Below are 20,295 nucleotides of genomic sequence, written 5' to 3'. Positions count from 1 at the left end.
TAAAGCAGATAAGAGAGGGAATAACTTCCTCCAGCTAGCAAGAATAGTGTTAAGTGATTACGTATAAATAAATCAATTTGAAAAGGATCAAAATTGTCCAAAATATTAATTTTTGTCCAAAAATAGCCAAAACTAGCTAGTTTTTTAATTCTTAGTTGCTTAAGCTGACTATTTTCCTATAATATAGAAAGGGAACTTATTGTGTTATCTTACTAGGGGATATGATAGGTTTATGGACACGAAGAATTTAATAGAAAAGTCGATCCTTGTATTATGCAATATCGTTATTATGATGATTATCTTAAAGCTAGTTGTTTAGTAGAGAATATAAACAGATACAGTTTAAATCATATACTGTATACATATAATCACTGTTAATAGTAAGATACGAAAGGGATCTATTTTGGAGGAGCTATTTTATGTTTAACAAAATAAGGTTATGGAAAAAGAAACCAATTTCTTCTAATTTCCAAGACCGCATATCTGCATTAAAAATGCGAAATATTCCAGAGCATGTTGCGATTATCATGGATGGTAATGGGCGATGGGCGAAAAAAAGAAAATTGCCGAGAATTGCTGGACATCATGAAGGAATGAAATGCGTTAAGCGGATTACAACCATCGCAAATGATCTTGGAATTAAAGTGTTAACTCTATATGCCTTTTCTACAGAAAATTGGAAAAGGCCAAAATCGGAAGTGGATTATATACTGTCCCTTCCAGAACAATTTCTTGGTACATTTTTGCCGGAATTAATAGAGAAAAATGTTCGTGTAACAGCGATTGGCTATACAGAGGGATTGCCTGAGTCTACACTTAATGCCTTAAATCGTGCTGTGGAACAAACAAAGCATAATACTGGTCTTCAATTAAACTTTGCCTTGAATTATGGTTCTCGAGCCGAAATCATAGACGCTGTTAAAGGTGTTGTAAAAGATAGTCAATCGGGGAAAATAGAGATAGACAACTTATCAGAAGAAATGTTTGCCTCTTATTTAATGACAGAAGAGATAATAGAGCCTGATTTATTAATTCGTACAAGTGGGGAAATAAGAATAAGTAATTTTATGCTATGGCAAATAGCTTATTCGGAACTTTATTTTACAGAAGTCTTATGGCCAGATTTTAGTGGCCAACATTTAATAGAAGCAATCGAAGAATTTCAAAACAGACAACGCCGTTTTGGCGGTGTCTGAAGAGAGTTGGTTTAGAGATGAAGCAAAGAATAATTACAGCAATTATTGCAATAGCCGTATTTTTGCCGTTCGTTTTAATCGGAAAGCTACCACTGGTACTTTTCACTTTTCTACTAGTCGGAATCGGCATATTTGAAATGTTTCGGATGAGAAAAATACCGTTTCTTTCTATTCCGGGAATTATTTCTTTAGTTACTGTATGGTTGATGGTACTACCTAACCATTATTTAAATATCACAAAAGTTGAAATAGGATTAATCGCTGTTTTATTGTATTTAACGTATATGGTTTTTTCTAAAAATAAATTTACATTTGATGATGTCGCATTTTCGATATTGGCTGTTATTTACATAGGAACTGGATTTCATTTCTTTATTGAAATTAGAGAAACACAATTAGCGTATCTTATTTATTCGTTATTTATTATTTGGGCAACAGACTCTGGGGCTTACTTTATAGGCAGAGCTATTGGAAAGCGAAAATTATGGCCAGAAATCAGTCCAAATAAAACAGTCGAAGGATTTGTTGGAGGGATTATCAGTGCTTTAGTGGTAGGGGTTCTATTTAGTGTGTTTGGCTACATAGAATGGTCTATAGGCTTTGCTTTTACTACCATTATCTTATCCATTTTTGGACAAATTGGGGATTTAACAGAATCAGCTTTAAAGCGCCATTATGATGTGAAGGATTCTGGTAGATTATTACCAGGACACGGTGGGATTCTGGATAGGTTTGATAGCCTTATCTTTGTCTGGCCACTGCTTTATTTTATCTTTGAACGATTTCTTGATTTAATTTAAAATAAAAGGTAGGAAATAATGGGTGTAGGAGTGAGGTAGTGAAGTATATTAGTTTGCTTGGGGCGACTGGATCGATTGGAACACAAACGTTGGATGTTATTAAAAATCATCCTGATATGTTTCAATTAGTTGCCTTTTCATCAGGAAGAAATTTAGAACTTACAAAAAAGATTATCGAAGAATTCAGACCATCACTTGTTTCCGTTTCAGAAAAAAGCGATTATGAGCAATTAAAACAAATTTTTCCGACCATTCATTTAAGCTATGGAATGGAAGGTCTAACGGAAGTAGCTGTCTTTGATAAAGCGGATATACTAGTTAATGCAGTAATTGGTAGTGTTGGGCTACATCCAACCTTACAAGCAATCGAAGCAAAAAAGGTTATAGCGATCGCAAATAAGGAGACATTAGTAACAGCAGGGCATATTGTGATGGAAGCTGCTGCAAAATATAATGTACCTGTTTTACCAGTTGATAGTGAGCATTCAGCTATTTTTCAATGTTTACAAGGGGAAAATCAAAAGAATATTGAGCGCCTAATCATTACAGCCTCGGGTGGGAGCTTCCGAGATTTAAGCAGAACAGATTTAGAACAAGTGACAGTAGAAGATGCTTTGAATCATCCGAACTGGTCAATGGGTGCAAAAATTACGATAGATTCTGCAACAATGATGAATAAAGGATTGGAAGTAATTGAAGCACACTGGTTATTTGGGCTTCCGTATGAGAAAATAGATGTATTATTACATAAAGAAAGTATCATCCATTCGATGGTAGAATTTCATGATAGTAGTGTGATTGCTCAATTAGGGACACCAGATATGCGAATACCAATCCAATACGCCCTTTCCTATCCAGAGCGCCTTTCTGTTGCGAATGGGAAACGATTAGATTTGGCTACAATAGGAAAATTGCATTTTCAAGAAATGGATATGGAGAGATTTAAATGTCTTCATTTTGCTTATGAGGCAGGAAAAGTAGGCGGCACATTGCCAACCGTTTTAAATGCAGCAAATGAAGTGGCGGTTCAAAAGTTCTTAAATAACGAAATTAGCTTTCTGCAAATTGAAGACTTAATCGAAAAAGCACTAAATAGTCATCAGAATATACTAAACCCTAGTCTTGAAGTGATCCAAGAGGTTGACTTAGAAACAAGAAAAAGAGTAAGCACACTTCTATAAAAAGGTGGTTAAATTTTGTATACAGTTATAGCTTTTATCATCATTTTTGGTGCGTTAGTATTTTTTCACGAATTAGGGCATTTCGTTTTAGCTAAGCGTGCAGGTATTTTATGCCGTGAATTTGCAATTGGAATGGGACCTAAAGTTCTTTCCTTAAAAAAAGGAGAAACCGTATATACGATTCGTCTTCTACCAATTGGTGGCTATGTCCGTATGGCAGGGGAAGATCCAGAAATGGTCGATATTAAACCTGGCCATCGAATCGGTTTAATCCTAAATGAAAAGGAAGAAGTAACCAAAATCATTATTAATAATAAAGAGAAGTATCCAAATGCACGTGTTATTAATGTTGAGGATGCTGATTTAGAACATAAGCTCTTCATTAAAGGCTATGTTGAGGATGACTTGGAGGAAAAACTGCTTGTTTTTCCTATTAAAAAAGACGCGGTCTTCGTTGAGAATGGTGTTGAAACACAGATTGCGCCATATGACCGTCAGTTTGCAAGTAAGTCATTAGGACAACGAACGCTTGCTATTTTTGCAGGTCCTGCCATGAACTTTGTACTAGCTTTCCTTATTTTTATCGTTATCGCTCTATTACAAGGGATTCCTTCGAATGAAGCTAAGCTTGGTAAGCTAACAGATGATGGGGTGGCAATTAGTGCTGGGTTACACGAAGGTGATAATGTAATAAGTATTGATGGCCAGTCGGTTGGATCATGGAAAGAAGTTGTTTCTATCATTCAAAAGAGTCCAGGGGAAAATTTAGAATTTCTTATTGATCGTAATGGACAAGAAATGACGATTGATGTTACACCGAAGGAAACAGAAGTAGATGGGAAAACAATTGGGCTTGTTGGTGTATACAGCCCAATGGAAAAATCCCCATTAAAATCTATTCAATATGGAGCAACACAAACCTATACATGGACGAAAGATATTATTGGAGCAGTTGGAAAACTAGTAACAGGCCAATTTTCGATTGATGCATTAGGTGGTCCTGTAGCTATTTATCAATCAACAGATACTGTTGCTCAATCAGGCGTCTATTCCTTAATGAATTGGGCGGCTGTCTTAAGCATTAACTTAGGAATTATGAATCTACTTCCATTACCGGCATTGGATGGTGGACGCCTATTATTCTTTGCAATCGAAGCAGTTCGCGGTAAACCAATTGACCGACAAAAAGAAGGGTTGGTCCATTTTATTGGATTTGCTTTACTCATGCTGTTGATGATCGTTGTCACTTGGAATGATATCCAACGATTTTTTATACAGTAGGATACTTTTCATTCCCCTTTTATAAGGGGAATGTTGTTTTGTGGAGAAAAAATCAATCTAATCTATAGCTTTCTTCACAATAATAACAAACACATAAAAATATTAGAGGTGCAAACATAGATGAAGCAAAGTAAAATGTTAATACCAACATTAAGAGAAGTACCAGCAGATGCTGATATTAAAAGCCATCAGTTATTATTAAGAGCAGGATATATTAGACAAAATGCAAGTGGTATCTATTCCTATTTGCCACTAGCAAATAAAGTAATAAAGAAAATTGAACAAATTATTCGCGAAGAAATGGATGCTGCAGGAGGAGTAGAACTTTTGATGCCTGCCTTGCAACAAGCCGAATTATGGCAGGAATCAGGCAGATGGTTTACTTATGGACCAGAATTGATGCGTCTTAAAGACCGCAATAGTCGTGAATTTGCATTAGGTGCAACCCATGAAGAAGTCATCACAAGCTTAGTTCGTGACGAAGTAAAATCGTATAAACGTCTGCCGCTTACCCTTTATCAAATCCAAACGAAATTCAGAGATGAGAAAAGACCACGTTTTGGAATCTTGCGCGGCAGAGAGTTTATTATGAAGGATGCATACAGCTTCCATTCTTCCCATGAAAGCTTAGGGGAAGTTTATGATGCGATTTTCAAAGCATATTGCAATATTTTCGAGCGTTGCGGCTTAAATTATCGTGCAGTTATCGCAGACAGTGGTGCAATGGGCGGGAAGGATACCCATGAATTCATGGTATTATCTGATGTAGGAGAAGATACTATTGCATATTCAACAGAATCCAATTATGCTGCAAATATTGAAATGGCGCCTGTTGTTAACACTTATGAAAAAGCGGAAGAGCCTGCAAAGGAACTAGAAAAAGTAGAAACGAAAGAGCAGAAATCAATTGAAGAAGTTTCTTCTTTCTTAAATGTAGCAGCAGATAAATGCATAAAATCTCTTTTATTTAAAGTAGATGAAAAGTTTGTTCTAGTATTAGTTCGTGGAGACCATGAAGTAAATGATATAAAAGTGAAAAACTTATTAGAAGCAAATAGTGTAGAATTAGCAGATCATGCAGATACGGAAGCTGTTTTAGGAAGCAAGATTGGTTCATTAGGTCCAATTAATGTAAAAGATGTAGAAGTAATTGCCGATCATGCTGTGAAAGCAATTGTTAATGGTGTTTGTGGGGCAAATGAAGAGCATTTCCACTATGTGAATGTGAATCCTGAACGTGATTTTGCGGTTGATCAATATGCAGACATCCGTTTCATTCAAGAAGGGGACCTTTCACCAGACGGAAAAGGCACAATTACTTTTGCAAAAGGGATTGAAGTAGGACATGTCTTTAAGCTTGGTACTCGATATAGCGAAGCAATGGGTGCAACATATTTAGATGAAAATGGCAGAAGCCAGGCCCTTATTATGGGCTGCTATGGAATTGGTGTATCTAGAACGATGGCAGCAATTGTAGAGCAATTTAATGATGACAGAGGAATTGTATGGCCAAATACTATAGCTCCATTCGATGTTCATTTAATCACTGTCAATACAAAAGACGAAGCACAAAATGAATTAACAGATAAATTATATGCATCATTAAAAGCAAATCGTATTGATGTATTAGTCGATGACCGCGCTGAGCGTGCTGGTGTGAAATTTGCTGACTCTGATTTAATTGGTTTACCAATTCGAATAACAGTTGGGAAAAAAGCATCTGAAGGAATCGTAGAAGTGAAAGTGAGAAGTACAGGAGAAATGCTAGAAGTTCATGAAAGCGAGCTTGCAGCTACCATTCTTCGCTTAACACAAGTAGAAGGATAATTGAAAAAAGATAAAAAGAAAAAGATTTAGCAATTGGCTAAATCTTTTTCTTTTTGTGTATTCGATTGTATGCTAAACTGCATTAAGTAGAAGAACAGATTTTCTGTGCTATAATTATTTTTATAGAATTTAGTAAGATTGGAAGGAGCGACATAAATGAGTGATATACAGGGGAAAGTAGATCGTTTCCAGATTTTGTTGCAGCAATTGCAATTCACAGACGATCAATATATTTCCCATTTTCGCAACGCCAGCATTGAAAAAATTGTTGTCGAAAAGCGATCCAAGAAATGGCATTTTCATTTTTTGTTTGACGATATCATTCCATTTCAAGTCTATCAATTATTTACTGCAAAGTTAAGAAGTAGCTTTTCTCATATTGCTACTATTACGTATGATATTCGAGTAAGAAATGGAATCGTCACAGATGTATTAATTCGTGACTATTGGTCTGCATGTATAGAGGAAATGCAAGGAATCTCTCCCCCGCTTTTAAAATTATTAAATGAGCAAGTGCCTCAATTTAATGGAAATAAGCTAACCATTCAAGTGAGAAATGAAATGGAAGGTTTAGCGATTAAACGAAAATATGCTAACTTGATTACCGATGCCTATCAATATTTTGGTTTTCCTGCAATGAGTTTAGATACAGAAATTGTACAGGAAAAATCGAATTCAGAGTATGAACAATTTTTACTAGCGAAGCAAAAAGAGGACGAGGAAAGAGGAAAGCAAGCATTATTAGACATTCAGAAGATGGAAGCTGAAAAAGAAGCCGGCGATTCTCCAATACCTAGTGGTCCATTAACAATTGGATTAACGATTAAGGATGATAGTGACTATCGCCGTATGGAAGAGATAGTGGATGAAGAAAGACGTGTGACGGTCCAAGGCTATGTCTTTTTTGCTGAAACAAAAGAGCTTCGTAGTGGACGGACACTTCTAACCTTTAAAATTACAGATTACACAAGTTCTATTCTCGTAAAAATGTTCTCTCGTGATAAAGAAGATGCAGCACTTTTCCAATTAGTCAAAAAGGGTATGTGGCTCAGAGCACGTGGAAGTATTCAAAATGATACCTTCGTTCGTGATTTAGTGATGATTGGAAATGATTTAAATGAAATAAAGGCTGTTGAACGGAAAGATACAGCAAAAGAGGATGAAAAGAGAGTAGAATTGCATCTTCATACTCCAATGAGTCAAATGGATGCAGTTTCATCTGTTGCTACACTTGTTGGGCAAGCGAAAAAATGGGGGCACAAAGCGATAGCTATCACAGACCACGCTGTTGCGCAATCATTCCCAGAAGCGTTTGGAGCTGGAAAGAAAAACGATGTCAAAATTCTTTACGGAGTAGAGATGAATCTAGTGGACGATGGTGTACCGATTGCCTATAATCCAAAGGATATCGTGCTAGATGATGCCACGTATGTGGTATTTGACGTTGAGACAACAGGACTTTCAGCCGTATATAACACGATTATTGAGCTTGCAGCAGTGAAGATTCATAATGGGGAAATCATTGATCGATTTGAGTCATTTGCAAATCCGCATCATCGCCTTTCTGCGACAACGATAAATTTAACCGGTATTACTGATGATATGGTAGAAAGTGCACCTGAAATTGATATTGTCTTACGTAAGTTTGCAGAGTGGACAGGCGATAGTATTTTGGTTGCCCATAATGCTTCGTTTGACGTTGGGTTTTTAAATGTCGGTTACCAGAAAGCGGGATTGCCAAAATCGACAAATGCGGTCATTGATACATTGGAATTAGGTAGATTCTTATATCCGGAAATGAAAAATCACCGGTTGAATACATTAGCGAAGAAATTTGATATTGAATTAACCCAGCATCACCGCGCGATATATGATGCAGAGGCGACGGGGTATCTTGCGTTGAAAATGCTGAAGGATGCTTCTGAAAAGGGAATTCTTAATCATAATCAATTAAATGATAATATGGGGCAGGGAAATGCATACCAAAGAGCTCGTCCTTATCACTGTACCGTCCTTGCACAAACCGAGGTTGGCTTAAAAAATCTATTTAAGCTCGTATCAATTGCCCATATTAATTACTTCTATCGTGTTCCCCGTATTCCGAGATCTGTGTTGGAAAAATATAGAGAAGGTTTGCTAGTAGGCTCAGCCTGCGATAAAGGGGAAGTCTTTGAAGCGATGATGCAAAAGGCTCCTGAAGAAGTAGAAGATATTGCCCCATTTTATGATTATTTAGAGGTAATGCCAAAAGAGGTTTATGCTCATTTAATCGAAATGGAGCTAGTGCAAGATGAAAAAGCATTAGAAGAAATAATCGGTAATATCGTAAAGCTAGGCGATAAATTAGACATACCTGTTGTCGCAACGGGAAATGTTCATTATCAAAATCCAAATGATAAGATTTATCGAGAAATTTTGGTTGGATCACAAGGTGGAGCGAATCCACTGAATCGCCATAAGCTTCCAGATGTACATTTTAGAACAACGAATGAAATGTTAGACTGTTTCACCTTCCTCGGCAAAGAAAAGGCAAAGGAAATAGTCGTCACAAATACAAATAAAATCGCTGATATGATTGATGTCATTAAACCAATCAAGGATGATCTTTATACACCAAAAATTGAAGGCTCTGAAGAAGAAATGCGGGAAATGAGCTATGGAATGGCAAGACGGATTTATGGGGATGAACTTCCTGAAATCGTAGAAGCCCGTTTGGAAAAAGAACTGAAGAGTATTATTGGTCATGGATTTGCCGTTATTTATTTGATTTCTCATAAACTCGTGAAAAAATCATTAGATGATGGATATTTAGTAGGTTCCCGTGGATCTGTTGGTTCTTCTTTTGTCGCCACGATGACAGAAATAACCGAGGTAAACCCACTTCCTCCTCATTATATTTGCGCAGAATGTAAATATTCGGAGTTCTTTAACGATGGTTCTGTTGGTTCTGGATTTGACTTGCCGGATAAAAATTGTCCTAACTGTGGGGCGCGGTTGAAGAAAGATGGTCATGATATTCCGTTTGAAACTTTCCTTGGATTTAAAGGGGATAAGGTACCTGATATTGATTTGAGTGCGCCACGTTATCAATTGAAAAGATTGGTCACTAGCTTTTGCTAGGAGAACTGTTAACTCAAAGTGTGGAATGATAGGGTAACGCCTTGAAACACACTCACTGAATCTGCGGCAAGCGAAGGAAATAATGTAAATAGTTAAACTCGTTTGAAGCCCGCTAAAGTCGGCTGAAGTTTACCCTAACACATAATGGTGAGGCAAGACCCTAATAGAGTTGTAAACGATAGGCCGGGTGTCTACAAAACTTCTATGGTTAGTATGGATAGAGTTATCTGGACGAATCCTCGACTGACTCTTCGTGAATGTCACTAAGTAGAAATGCTTAGGGGTCCTAATAGGACTTTCTAGTGTGGATGAGTAAACGTTAGGTTATGAAAATCCATATAGCTTTATAGGAGCTATCAAGCTAGACGGAGTTTAGAGGAAACCTACGGAAGTATGTATAGATAGAGTTAACGGAACGTGGGAAGCTTCGGAGACTTGAGGTGATTACACACCGATTGAAAGTCGTTCTTCAAAAAGCTCAGCTTGAGTATAATGAAGATTTGTCGAAGTGGCAGTAAAGCCGTAGTACCGATTGTAGGAACTGCTGATGACGACCAAATATACTGAATAGGTCCGAGGGAAAAACAGTTCTGAGGGAAGGGCTTGAGTAGTCTTTTACGATACAAATCCTACACAAGTCAGTATTCTTGTATGACTAAATAGAAACGAAAGCCTTTCTTGGAGGTGATTAGTTGGCTGACTTAATGGTTCAAAAGCTAAGAAATAACGAATATTTCAATGTTCAAGACACATTTGACCATTTGTATGCTGAAAGTAAAAATGGAAGGTATTTTAATAAGCTGTACGATTTAATCATCTCAGAAGAAAATATTCTTCTCGCTTTTCAAAACTTGAAAAGGAACACTGGAAACAGAACAACTGGTCAAACTATTATCATGTCAATACACTAGACGCCAAAGCATTAAAGAAACTCAATGCACTACGCAAGGTAGTAGGATTCCGAGCGTTAGTGATCTAATTATCGTAAATATAAAGACGATAGAGCGCCGTATGACACCGAAAGGGTCACGTACGGTGTGGGGCAGGGGAAAAGCTAGAGATGACATCAAAGGCTTACCTATTGCCATATTTTTCCGGTGAATATCAGCCAATCGCCCATAACTATACAAAAGTACTGTTTGGTGATGAGTATGTATACCGTGCAGGAACAATAGGTACTGTAGCTGATAAAACAGCATATGGTTATGTTAAGGCATATCAAAACGATAATAATTTGCAAATTCGCGGTGCGGAAATTGACCGATTAGCATCTGGCTGTACGGGTGTTAAGCGAACAACTGGACAGCATCCAGGGGGAATCATTGTTATTCCGGATTATATGGATGTTTATGACTTTACGCCGATTCAATTTCCAGCAGATGATCGAAATTCCGAATGGAAAACAACCCATTTTGATTTCCATTCTATCCATGATAATGTACTGAAGCTTGATATTCTAGGACATGATGATCCGACTGTTATCAGAATGCTTCAAGATTTAAGTGGGATTGACCCTAAGACAATTCCGACAGATGATCCAGAAGTAATGAAAATATTCAGTGGTACGGAGTCACTTGGGGTAACCCCAGAACAAATTTATTGTAAAACAGGTACATTTGGTATCCCTGAGTTTGGAACAAAATTTGTTCGACAAATGCTAGAAGATACAAAGCCGACAACGTTTTCTGAGTTAGTACAGATATCTGGTCTATCTCACGGTACAGATGTTTGGCTAGGCAATGCCCAAGAACTTATTCATAATAATATTTGTAACTTAAGTGAAGTAATAGGATGTCGTGATGACATTATGGTTTATCTAATCTATCAAGGACTGGATCCAAGTTTCGCTTTCAAAATCATGGAAAGTGTGCGTAAAGGGAAAGGTCTATCAGATGAGATGGAAGAAGAAATGAGAAAGAACGAAGTACCAGAATGGTATATTGATTCTTGCAAAAAGATAAAATATATGTTCCCGAAGGCGCATGCCGCTGCTTACGTATTAATGGCAGTAAGGATTGCTTATTTCAAAGTGCATCATGCATTGCTTTATTACGCTGCATATTTCACTGTTCGTGCCGATGATTTTGATGTTGATGCAATGGTGAAAGGCTCCCATAGTATTAAAGCAGTAATAGATGATATAAGTGCAAAAGGGTTAGACGCATCAACGAAAGAGAAGAACTTATTAACTGTAATGGAGCTAGCCTTTGAAATGGTAGAAAGGGGCTATTCCTTTAAAAAGGTTGATTTATATAAATCTAGTGCTACTGAATTTATTATTGAAGGTAATTCTCTTATTCCACCATTCAATAGTATCCCAGGATTGGGAACAAATGCTGCAATAAATATTGTGGAAGCTAGAAAAAATGGGGAGTTTTTATCAAAAGAGGATTTACAGCAACGGGGAAAAGTTTCTAAAACCATTATGCAATATCTTGACAATCACGGTTGCTTGGCAGATATGCCAGACCAAAATCAGCTTTCCTTATTCTAATAGATTTTTTAGAAGTCGGAAGAAACGTTGTAATAACGGACTTTCATTTGCATAAATGAAGCGGTTATGGTATAGTTTAATTGGAAATACTAAGGATAACTTTCGCGAATGGAGAGTGGGGCAACCCACTCTTTCCTGTTTGTATTAGGGTTTTTTCCTAAAATCAGAAGTGAATGGTATCACACTAATTTGAGAATTGAGCAACAAGTGTACATATTTTAGTTTACTAAGTTGACTCTAAAAACATAATAAGGTTCCTTGCTTAAGGAGGGAAAAATTTTGAGCAAAGTAACACAAATAGTGGAAGAAATGGCACATCCCATTTTAGATGAACTACATTTAGAATTAGTAGATGTTGAATATGTAAAAGAGGGACCAAACTGGTTTTTACGTGTTTACATTGACAAAGAAACTGGCGTGGATATTGATGAATGTGCAGTTGTTAGTGAAAAACTAAGTGAAAAGCTAGATGAAGTCGATCCGATTTCAGAGAACTACTTTTTAGAGGTTTCTTCCCCTGGAGCAGAACGACCATTAAAAAAAGACAAAGATTTCGAAAAGGCAATCGGGAAAAATGTTTATATTAAAACATATGAACCAATTGAAAACGAAAAAACCTTTGAAGGAATCTTAACAGCTTTTGATGGAAAAATGGTGACAGTCGAAGTCAAAATAAAGACAAGAAAGAAAACGATTGAGATCCCATACGAAAAAGTTGCTAAAGCAAGGCTTGCAGTTACTTTTTCATAATTTATAAAGGACCTTAATTAAGAAGCTTTAAGAAAAAGCTTCGCTAACTTACGGTCATTTCATTATTGATAATAGAGAATAAAGGGGGATACACGCTCATGAGCAGTGAATTAGTTGATGCTCTAGTGTTACTTGAAAAAGAAAAAGGAATATCACGAGAAGTGATCATGGATGCAATGGAAGCGGCTTTAATCTCTGCTTATCGCCGCAATTTTAACCAGGCACAAAATGTACGAATTGATTTGAATTTAGGTGCAGGTTCTATGCGTGTATTGGCTAGAAAAGAAGTAGTAGATGAGGTATTTGATCCACGTCTGGAAATTTCTTTGGAAGATGCACAAAAAATTAATCCGAACTATGAAGTAGAAGATATTGTGGAATTAGAAGTTACACCAAAAGATTTTGGTCGTATTGCAGCGCAAACTGCAAAACAAGTAGTTACACAAAGAGTTCGTGAGGCAGAAAGAGGAATTATCTATTCCGAATTTATCGATCGCGAAGAAGACATCATGACAGGGATTGTTCAACGTCAAGATAGCAAATTTATTTATGTAAGCTTAGGAAAAATTGAAGCAATCTTGCCTACAAATGAACAAATGCCAAATGAGCATTATAAACCACATGATAGAATCAAAGTGTTCTTAACAAAAGTGGAAAAGACAACAAAAGGTCCACAAATCTTTGTTTCTAGAACACATCCAGGTTTACTAAAAAGATTATTTGAGATGGAAGTGCCAGAAATTTATGATGGCACAGTAGAAATCAAATCGGTTGCTCGTGAAGCTGGAGATCGTTCCAAAATTTCCGTTCATTCAGAAAATGAAGAAGTAGATCCAGTAGGTTCATGTGTAGGTCCTAAAGGAACTCGTGTGCAGACGATTGTAAATGAGTTAAAAGGGGAAAAGATTGATATTGTTAAGTGGTCTAGTGACCCAACAGTATTTGTCGCAAATGCATTAAGCCCTTCAAAAGTATTAGAAGTAATTGTGAATGAAGAAGACAAAGCAACTACTGTGATTGTTCCAGATTATCAATTGTCATTGGCAATTGGTAAGAGAGGCCAAAATGCACGCTTAGCAGCGAAGCTTACTGGCTGGAAAATTGATATCAAATCTGAATCGGAAGCAAGAGAAGTTGGAATTTATCCAACAGAAAATTCATTAATTAAATTTGATGATGAAGTAGAAGAAGAGGATGATTTTCGTTTAAGCACGGAAGATTTCGAGTGATAGAGGTGAATGTGTGTGAACAAACCAAGAAAAGTACCAATGCGTAAATGTGTTGCTACCGGTGAAATGAGGCCGAAAAAAGAATTAGTTCGCATCGTTCGTTCCAAAGAAGGGGATGTATCCGTCGATTTAACAGGGAAAAAATCTGGTCGCGGAGCATATCTTTCATTGGATAGAGAAGCAGTACTATTAGCCAAGAAGAAGAATATTCTTTCTAATCAGCTAGAAGTTACAGTAGATGATTCTGTCTATGAGGAGCTGTTAGAACTAATAGATAAGGAGCAAAGACAATCCAAATGAACGATAACAAGTGGATGTCATTACTTGGCTTAGCAAATCGAGCACGGAAAATAACCTCAGGTGAGGAATTGACCGTAAAAGAAATTAGAAGCGGTAATGCAAAGCTAATATTATTGTCGGAAGATGCGTCACAAAACACGACAAAGAAAATCACGGATAAGTGCCGTTCCTATAAAGTACCAGTGAAGCTTGTTTCTAATAGGGAAATCCTCGGGAAAGCAATAGGGAAAGAGCAAAGAGTGGTTGTCGCTGTTTTGGATAATGGATTTGCAAAAAAACTTTTAACGCTGCTCGATTAATTCTAGCGGGGGTGAAATGATGAGTAAAGTGCGAGTATACGAATACGCAAAACAATATAACATTTCAAGCAAGGATGTTATTGCTAAATTAAAAGAGATGAACGTAGAAGTCTCAAACCATATGACAACATTGGAAGAGGAAGCAATAAAAAAACTAGATCGTGTATATAATAAAAAGAACGAAGAAAATAAGCCAAAAACACCGGCTCAAAAAGCGGTTGCTAAAAATATCGCAGACGAGTATGAAAAAGAAAGCGATGAAATGGCTGAAAAGGGGAAAGTAAATCAATCTGTGAAAAATACTAAAGATAATAAACCAGGGTTTAATAAACCAAAAAACAATAACAACAATAATAACAAAAATAGAAATAACAATCGCAAAGGGAAGCAAAATGCTGCTCCAGTTGCTCCACCTGCTCCGAAAAAAGAAAAAGAATTACCAGAGAAAATTACATTCAGTGAGTCTTTAACTGTTGCTGAATTAGCAAAAAAATTACATCGTGAACCATCTGAAATCATCAAAAAATTATTCCTACTTGGTGTAATGGCAACGATCAACCAAGAATTAGATAAAGATGCGATCGAGTTAATCTGTACAGATTACGGGGTAGAAGTTGAAGAAGAAATTAAAATAGATACAACGGACCTAGAAGTATACTTTGCAGATGATGAAAATGCAGAATTAATAGAGCGCCCATCTGTTGTTACAATCATGGGACACGTTGACCACGGGAAAACAACATTACTTGACAGTATCCGTAATACAAAGGTAACAGCAGGAGAAGCTGGTGGTATTACCCAGCATATCGGTGCATACCAAATTGAGGAAAATGGCAAGAAAATTACGTTTCTTGATACACCAGGACACGCAGCCTTTACTACAATGCGTGCACGTGGTGCGAAAATTACAGATATCACCATTCTTGTTGTAGCTGCTGACGATGGTGTTATGCCACAGACAATCGAAGCAATCAACCATGCGAAGGCTGCTGAGGTTCCTATTATTGTGGCAGTCAATAAAATGGATAAACCAACTGCAAATCCTGATCGAGTAATGCAGGAATTAACAGAACATGGATTAGTACCAGAAGCTTGGGGTGGGGAAACTATCTTTGTTCCACTTTCCGCATTAACTGGTGAAGGTATTGATTCTTTACTGGAAATGATTTTATTAGTAAGTGAAGTAGAAGAATATAAAGCTAATCCAAATCGTAATGCAGTTGGAACTGTTATTGAAGCAGAGCTAGATAAAGGGAAAGGTTCTGTCGCAACTTTACTAGTTCAAAATGGTACATTGCGCGTAGGAGATCCAATTGTAGTTGGAAATACATTTGGTCGCGTTCGTGCAATGGTTAACGATTTAGGTAGACGTGTGAAATCAGCAGGACCATCAACACCTGTTGAAATTACTGGTTTAAACGAGGTTCCACAAGCTGGTGATCGATTTGTTGTCTTCAATGATGAGAAAACAGCAAGACAAGTCGGAGAAGCTCGTTCTACACAAGCAATTCAAGCTCAAAGATCAGAAAAAACAAGAATCAGTCTTGATAATCTGTTTGAACATATGAAACAAGGGGAAATGAAAGATATTAATATCGTTCTTAAAGCCGATGTTCAAGGTTCAGCAGAAGCATTAGCTGCCGCTCTTTATAAAATTGAAGTAGAAGGCGTAAATGTTAAAATTATTCATACTGGTGTAGGTGCCATTAATGAATCAGATATTACACTTGCAGCTGCATCTAATGCAATTGTTATCGGATTTAACGTTCGACCTGATGTTAATGCGAAAAGAGCTGCAGATGCTGAAGAAGTAGATGTACGTTTACACCGTATTATCTATAAAGTAATTGAAGAAATCGAAGCGGCAATGAAAGGGATGCTTGACCCTGAATTCCAAGAAAAAATTATTGGTCAGGCTGAAATTCGTCAAACTTTCAAGGTTTCTAAAATCGGTACGATTGCAGGTTCCTATGTAACAGACGGAAAAATTACAAGAGATAGCGGCATTCGCTTAATCCGTGACGGTGTTGTAATTTTTGAAGGCGAAATCGATGCATTAAAACGTTTTAAGGACGATGCAAAAGAAGTAGCTCAGGGTTACGAGTGTGGGATTACAATCAAAAACTTTAACGATGTTAAAGAAGGCGATATTATCGAAGCATATGTTATGGAAGAAATTGAGCGTAAATGATAATTGGTTTAATGACAGTGGAATGCATTATTTATGATGCCCACTCATTAAAAGAAAAGCGGGCGGTCCTACAAAGGATTATGACCCGCTTAAAGCAAAAATACAATATCTCTATTTCAGAGGTAGACTTTCAAGATACTTGGCAAAGAACAAAGATTGCTATCGTTACAGTTGCTTCTGCACGTGTCTCCGTTGAAGGTGTGTTGCAGCAAGCACAGCAGTTTATCGATTCTTTCCCAGAAATAGAGAGAACGGTAACAGATATAGAATGGCTTTAATAAAATGAGGTGAATTGCGCGATGAGTCTAAGACCAAATCGTGTTGGTGAACAAATGAAGAAGGAATTGGGCGAGATTATTACTCGTAAGATAAAAGATCCTCGCATCGGCTTTGTAACCGTTACAGATGTTAACGTTACAGGTGACCTTCAACAAGCAACTGTGTATATTTCCGTACTTGGCGATGAGGAACAACGTGAAAATACACTAAAAGGATTAGCAAAAGCGAAAGGTTTTATCCGTTCAGAGATTGGACAACGCATTCGTTTACGCAAAACTCCTGAGATTACTTTTGAATTTGATGAGTCGATAGATTACGGAAATAGAATTGATACATTATTGCATCAAATCGCAAAAGAAAATCCGTCTAGCAACGACGAAAGATAAGATGTAAAAATAAGTATGCTCCTATCGGACTTTTTCCATGATGGTTATGGATATGGACGATAGGAGTTTTTTTATAGAGGCTTAAATAAAGTTAACTTTCGAACAAAGCGCGTTGATTTCCGTTACAGGAACTTGCTTTCCGCGGGGAGGGATGAGAGCCTCCTCGGCTTTGCCTGCGGGTCTCTTATTTCCCTCATCTCCCGCAGGAGTCAAGTTCCCTCAATCAACTCAGAATTTTAAATGACATTACAAGTAAAGAGCAAGATCTATTTTCGCATTAATTATTTAAATTTATAAATGAATAAAGGATGAGGTATATGGAAGGGATTTTACCGTTATGGAAGCCGAAGGGGCTTACTTCGCATGATTGTGTTTTTCGTTTGCGAAAGATATTACATATGAAGAGGATTGGTCATACTGGCACACTCGATCCAGATGTAACAGGGGTATTGCCGATTTGTTTAGGAAGAGCGACGAAAGTAGCGGAATATATAACAGATGCTGGCAAAGAATACGTAGGAGAAGTAACGATAGGCTACTCTACTACTACAGAAGACCGTTCTGGAGAAAAGGTAGAGGAAAAGGAAGTAACAGAAACGATTACGAGAGAAAGAATCGAGGCAATATTACAAGAATTAACAGGGACAATTACGCAAACACCGCCAATGTATTCTGCCGTAAAAGTAAATGGAAAAAGGCTTTATGAATATGCAAGACAAGGATTAGTGATTGAACGACCTTCAAGACAAGTGACTATTTATTCTTTAGAATTAATAGAAGAATGGAAAGAATTAAAGGGTGATATCGTATCCTTTCGATTTAAAGTAAGCTGCAGTAAAGGAACATATATCAGAACGCTCGCTGTGATGATTGGAGAAAAATTAGGGTATCCTGCCCATATGTCAGACTTAAGTCGAACACGTTCTGCAACATTTACGGAAAAAGAATGTGTGACCTTTGAAGAGCTTGAAGAATATGTAGAAAAAGGGATTGTTGATAAGCTTATTTATCCGATTGAAGACGCGCTTTTACATTTGCCGAAATATGAAATAAATGATACATTAGCAATGAAGGTACGAAACGGAACGGTATTAGAAACTCCTGCTCATTTAGTAGAAGAACAGGAGCCAATTGTCATTCAAACAACAACAGGTGAAGCGTTAGCTATCTATGTTCAGCATCCAACAAAAAATGGTTTAATAAAACCGTCAAAAATATTGAAAATTTTGGAATAGTGAATAATGCGTCGTACACCTTGAAACAGTGTGACAAAAGGGATAAAGAAATTAGAGCTAGAAAAGGTGAGTAGCGTAGTGAAAATAGTTAGAATCAATCATTCAGAACGAAATAAAGAGCAAGATTATCCGCCAATTTCCATTGCGTTAGGTTCTTTTGATGGTGTACATCTTGGTCACCAAAAAGTAATCGGAGAAGCAAAAAATATAGCAGATCAAAATGGATGGAGCAGTGCTGTTATGACGTTCGATCCCCATCCTTCTATCGTGCTAGGTGGAAAAACGAAAAAAGTAGAGTATTTAACCTCTTTTGAATCCAAAGTGGAAGAATTAGCAAAATTAGGAATTGATTATTTATTCATTGTTGATTTCACTATTGAATTTGCTAGTTTGCCACCGCAAGAATTCGTAGATACGTATTTAATTGACTTAAATGTGAAGCATGTTGTAGCAGGTTTTGATTATACTTATGGCAAGAAAGCTCAAGGAACGGCTGGAACACTTTCGGAACATTCACGAGGTAAATATGAAACAACCATTATTGGAAAAGAAACCATTGGGGGAGAGAAAGTAAGTTCCACATTGATTCGTTCCCTTATTAATAATGGAGATATGGAAAAAGTTCCTTCCCTATTAGGCAGATATTATACGATAAAAGGCACTGTCATTCATGGCGATAAGCGGGGAAGAACAATCGGTTTTCCTACAGCAAACGTAAAGCAAGCAAGTGATGTTATTTTGCCACCACTTGGTGTATATGCGGTCCGATTATTAGTAAATGGAAAGTGGTATGAAGGGGTATGTAATTTAGGCACAAAACCAACCTTCACTCCAGAAGAGAAAACAGCCAGCATTGAAGTCCATATTTTCGATTTCCATCAAGACATCTATGGACATTCCGTAACAGTAGAATGGCATAAACGAATCAGAAGTGAACAAAAATTCAATGGAATCGATGAACTAGTAGCCCAAATAGAAAAAGACAAGCAAACGGCATTACAATATTTTTATGATAACGCACAATAAGAAAAAAATGAAAGTAATACGGAATATTCTAAATAGATTTGGAAATACTGGTTAAATATATTCCAACAGGTAAATAGAAAGAAACAAGTAATAGTAAGGAAACTTTTATTTGTTTCTATTAGAATCGATGTTTGGCCAGACTCTCTTTTGTGTTCTTTGCTTATTTTAAAAAATAAAAGGTTATGTCTTGATTTTTCACAAGAAAACAGGTATTCTTAAATACGTACTAAAAACAACCTTTGCTTGGCAAATCGAATCACCAACGTTTTGCTCGGTAAATGGGGATTAGTGTAATAGAAATAGGAGGTGAAACAGGATGGCAATCACTCAAGAACGTAAAAACGAACTTATCAATGAGTACAAAACGCATGAGAACGATACTGGATCTCCAGAAGTTCAAATCGCTGTCCTTACTGAGTCAATCAATAACTTAAATGAACATTTACGTACACATAAAAAGGATCATCACTCACGTCGTGGTCTTTTGAAAATGGTAGGTAGACGTCGTAATCTTTTAACTTACCTACGTAATAAAGACGTTCAACGTTACCGTGTTTTAATTAACAAACTTGGTCTACGTAGATAGTTAAAAAAGCGGGATATTTTTCCCGCTTTTTTATTGTAAATAAATGCGAATCTAACATATGGTTTCTATAGATTACATAAATTAATTTCGTTTTTTAGTTACATAAAATGTGTAT

General features: G+C 36.8%; 16 protein-coding genes and 2 pseudogenes. All 18 read left to right on the top strand.

Annotated elements, in window-relative coordinates; genetic code table 11:
• The first annotated feature begins 419 nt into the window (after nt 1-419).
• The 18 genes and pseudogenes from QQZ16_RS10385 (at nt 420) to rpsO (ending at nt 20,180) form a co-directional block, all read left to right on the top strand.
• Nucleotides 420-1,196, top strand: coding sequence for an isoprenyl transferase (locus tag QQZ16_RS10385; protein ID WP_031534544.1), 777 nt, complete (start codon nt 420-422; stop codon nt 1,194-1,196).
• A gap of 17 nt (nt 1,197-1,213) precedes the next feature.
• A complete protein-coding gene (locus QQZ16_RS10380; RefSeq protein ID WP_031534546.1) occupies nt 1,214-1,996 on the top strand; it encodes a phosphatidate cytidylyltransferase in 783 nt (260 codons plus the stop codon).
• Nucleotides 1,997-2,034: 38 nt separating this feature from the next.
• Nucleotides 2,035-3,177, top strand: coding sequence for a 1-deoxy-D-xylulose-5-phosphate reductoisomerase (gene dxr / locus QQZ16_RS10375; RefSeq protein ID WP_284561328.1), 1,143 nt, complete (start codon nt 2,035-2,037; stop codon nt 3,175-3,177).
• 15 nt (nt 3,178-3,192) lie between these two features.
• Nucleotides 3,193-4,458, top strand: coding sequence for an RIP metalloprotease RseP (gene rseP, locus QQZ16_RS10370; protein WP_031534548.1), 1,266 nt, complete (start codon nt 3,193-3,195; stop codon nt 4,456-4,458).
• A gap of 120 nt (nt 4,459-4,578) precedes the next feature.
• Nucleotides 4,579-6,285, top strand: coding sequence for a proline--tRNA ligase (locus QQZ16_RS10365; protein ID WP_284561327.1), 1,707 nt, complete (start codon nt 4,579-4,581; stop codon nt 6,283-6,285).
• Nucleotides 6,286-6,441: 156 nt separating this feature from the next.
• A pseudogene (locus QQZ16_RS10360) lies at nt 6,442-9,360 on the top strand (PolC-type DNA polymerase III); the annotation flags it as partial.
• A 737-nt stretch (nt 9,361-10,097) separates the two neighbouring features.
• Nucleotides 10,098-10,316, top strand: a complete 219-nt coding sequence (locus QQZ16_RS10355; RefSeq protein WP_031534554.1) for a hypothetical protein — start codon at nt 10,098-10,100, stop codon at nt 10,314-10,316.
• A 179-nt stretch (nt 10,317-10,495) separates the two neighbouring features.
• Nucleotides 10,496-11,899, top strand: a pseudogene (locus QQZ16_RS10350) (PolC-type DNA polymerase III); the annotation flags it as partial.
• Between the two features lie 276 nt (nt 11,900-12,175).
• Entirely contained in the window at nt 12,176-12,649 is a 474-nt protein-coding gene (rimP, locus tag QQZ16_RS10345; RefSeq protein ID WP_192840931.1) for a ribosome maturation factor RimP, read from the top strand.
• 98 nt (nt 12,650-12,747) lie between these two features.
• Nucleotides 12,748-13,878, top strand: coding sequence for a transcription termination factor NusA (gene nusA, locus QQZ16_RS10340; protein ID WP_235247680.1), 1,131 nt, complete (start codon nt 12,748-12,750; stop codon nt 13,876-13,878).
• 15 nt (nt 13,879-13,893) lie between these two features.
• The gene (gene rnpM, locus QQZ16_RS10335; protein WP_031534561.1) at nt 13,894-14,178 is read left to right on the top strand and encodes an RNase P modulator RnpM; all 285 of its coding nucleotides are present in this window, start codon (nt 13,894-13,896) and stop codon (nt 14,176-14,178) included.
• Nucleotides 14,175-14,477 carry a YlxQ family RNA-binding protein gene (locus QQZ16_RS10330; protein ID WP_016201165.1) on the top strand — a complete coding sequence of 101 codons (303 nt, stop codon included), beginning with the start codon at nt 14,175-14,177 and terminating at the stop codon, nt 14,475-14,477. The genes rnpM and QQZ16_RS10330 overlap by 4 nt, the downstream gene beginning before the upstream one ends.
• Before the next feature lie 19 nt (nt 14,478-14,496).
• Nucleotides 14,497-16,668: a translation initiation factor IF-2 gene (gene infB, locus QQZ16_RS10325; protein ID WP_031534562.1), complete on the top strand. Its 2,172-nt coding sequence runs from the start codon at nt 14,497-14,499 to the stop codon at nt 16,666-16,668.
• The gene (locus tag QQZ16_RS10320) at nt 16,665-16,946 is read left to right on the top strand and encodes a DUF503 domain-containing protein (protein ID WP_031534563.1); all 282 of its coding nucleotides are present in this window, start codon (nt 16,665-16,667) and stop codon (nt 16,944-16,946) included. The genes infB and QQZ16_RS10320 overlap by 4 nt, the downstream gene beginning before the upstream one ends.
• Before the next feature lie 21 nt (nt 16,947-16,967).
• Nucleotides 16,968-17,333, top strand: coding sequence for a 30S ribosome-binding factor RbfA (rbfA, locus tag QQZ16_RS10315; RefSeq protein WP_031534565.1), 366 nt, complete (start codon nt 16,968-16,970; stop codon nt 17,331-17,333).
• A gap of 317 nt (nt 17,334-17,650) precedes the next feature.
• Nucleotides 17,651-18,568, top strand: coding sequence for a tRNA pseudouridine(55) synthase TruB (truB, locus tag QQZ16_RS10310; protein WP_031534567.1), 918 nt, complete (start codon nt 17,651-17,653; stop codon nt 18,566-18,568).
• A gap of 78 nt (nt 18,569-18,646) precedes the next feature.
• Entirely contained in the window at nt 18,647-19,594 is a 948-nt protein-coding gene (gene ribF, locus QQZ16_RS10305) for a bifunctional riboflavin kinase/FAD synthetase (RefSeq protein ID WP_031534569.1), read from the top strand.
• A gap of 316 nt (nt 19,595-19,910) precedes the next feature.
• Complete coding sequence (gene rpsO / locus QQZ16_RS10300) at nt 19,911-20,180, top strand: 30S ribosomal protein S15 (protein WP_016201171.1); 270 nt, start codon at nt 19,911-19,913, stop codon at nt 20,178-20,180.
• Nucleotides 20,181-20,295 lie beyond the last annotated feature (115 nt).

Source organism: Bacillus sp. T2.9-1 (assembly GCF_950097965.1).
Lineage (GTDB): Bacteria > Bacillota > Bacilli > Bacillales > Cytobacillaceae > Niallia > Niallia hominis.
This window is presented reverse-complemented; position numbering and strand designations above follow the sequence as displayed.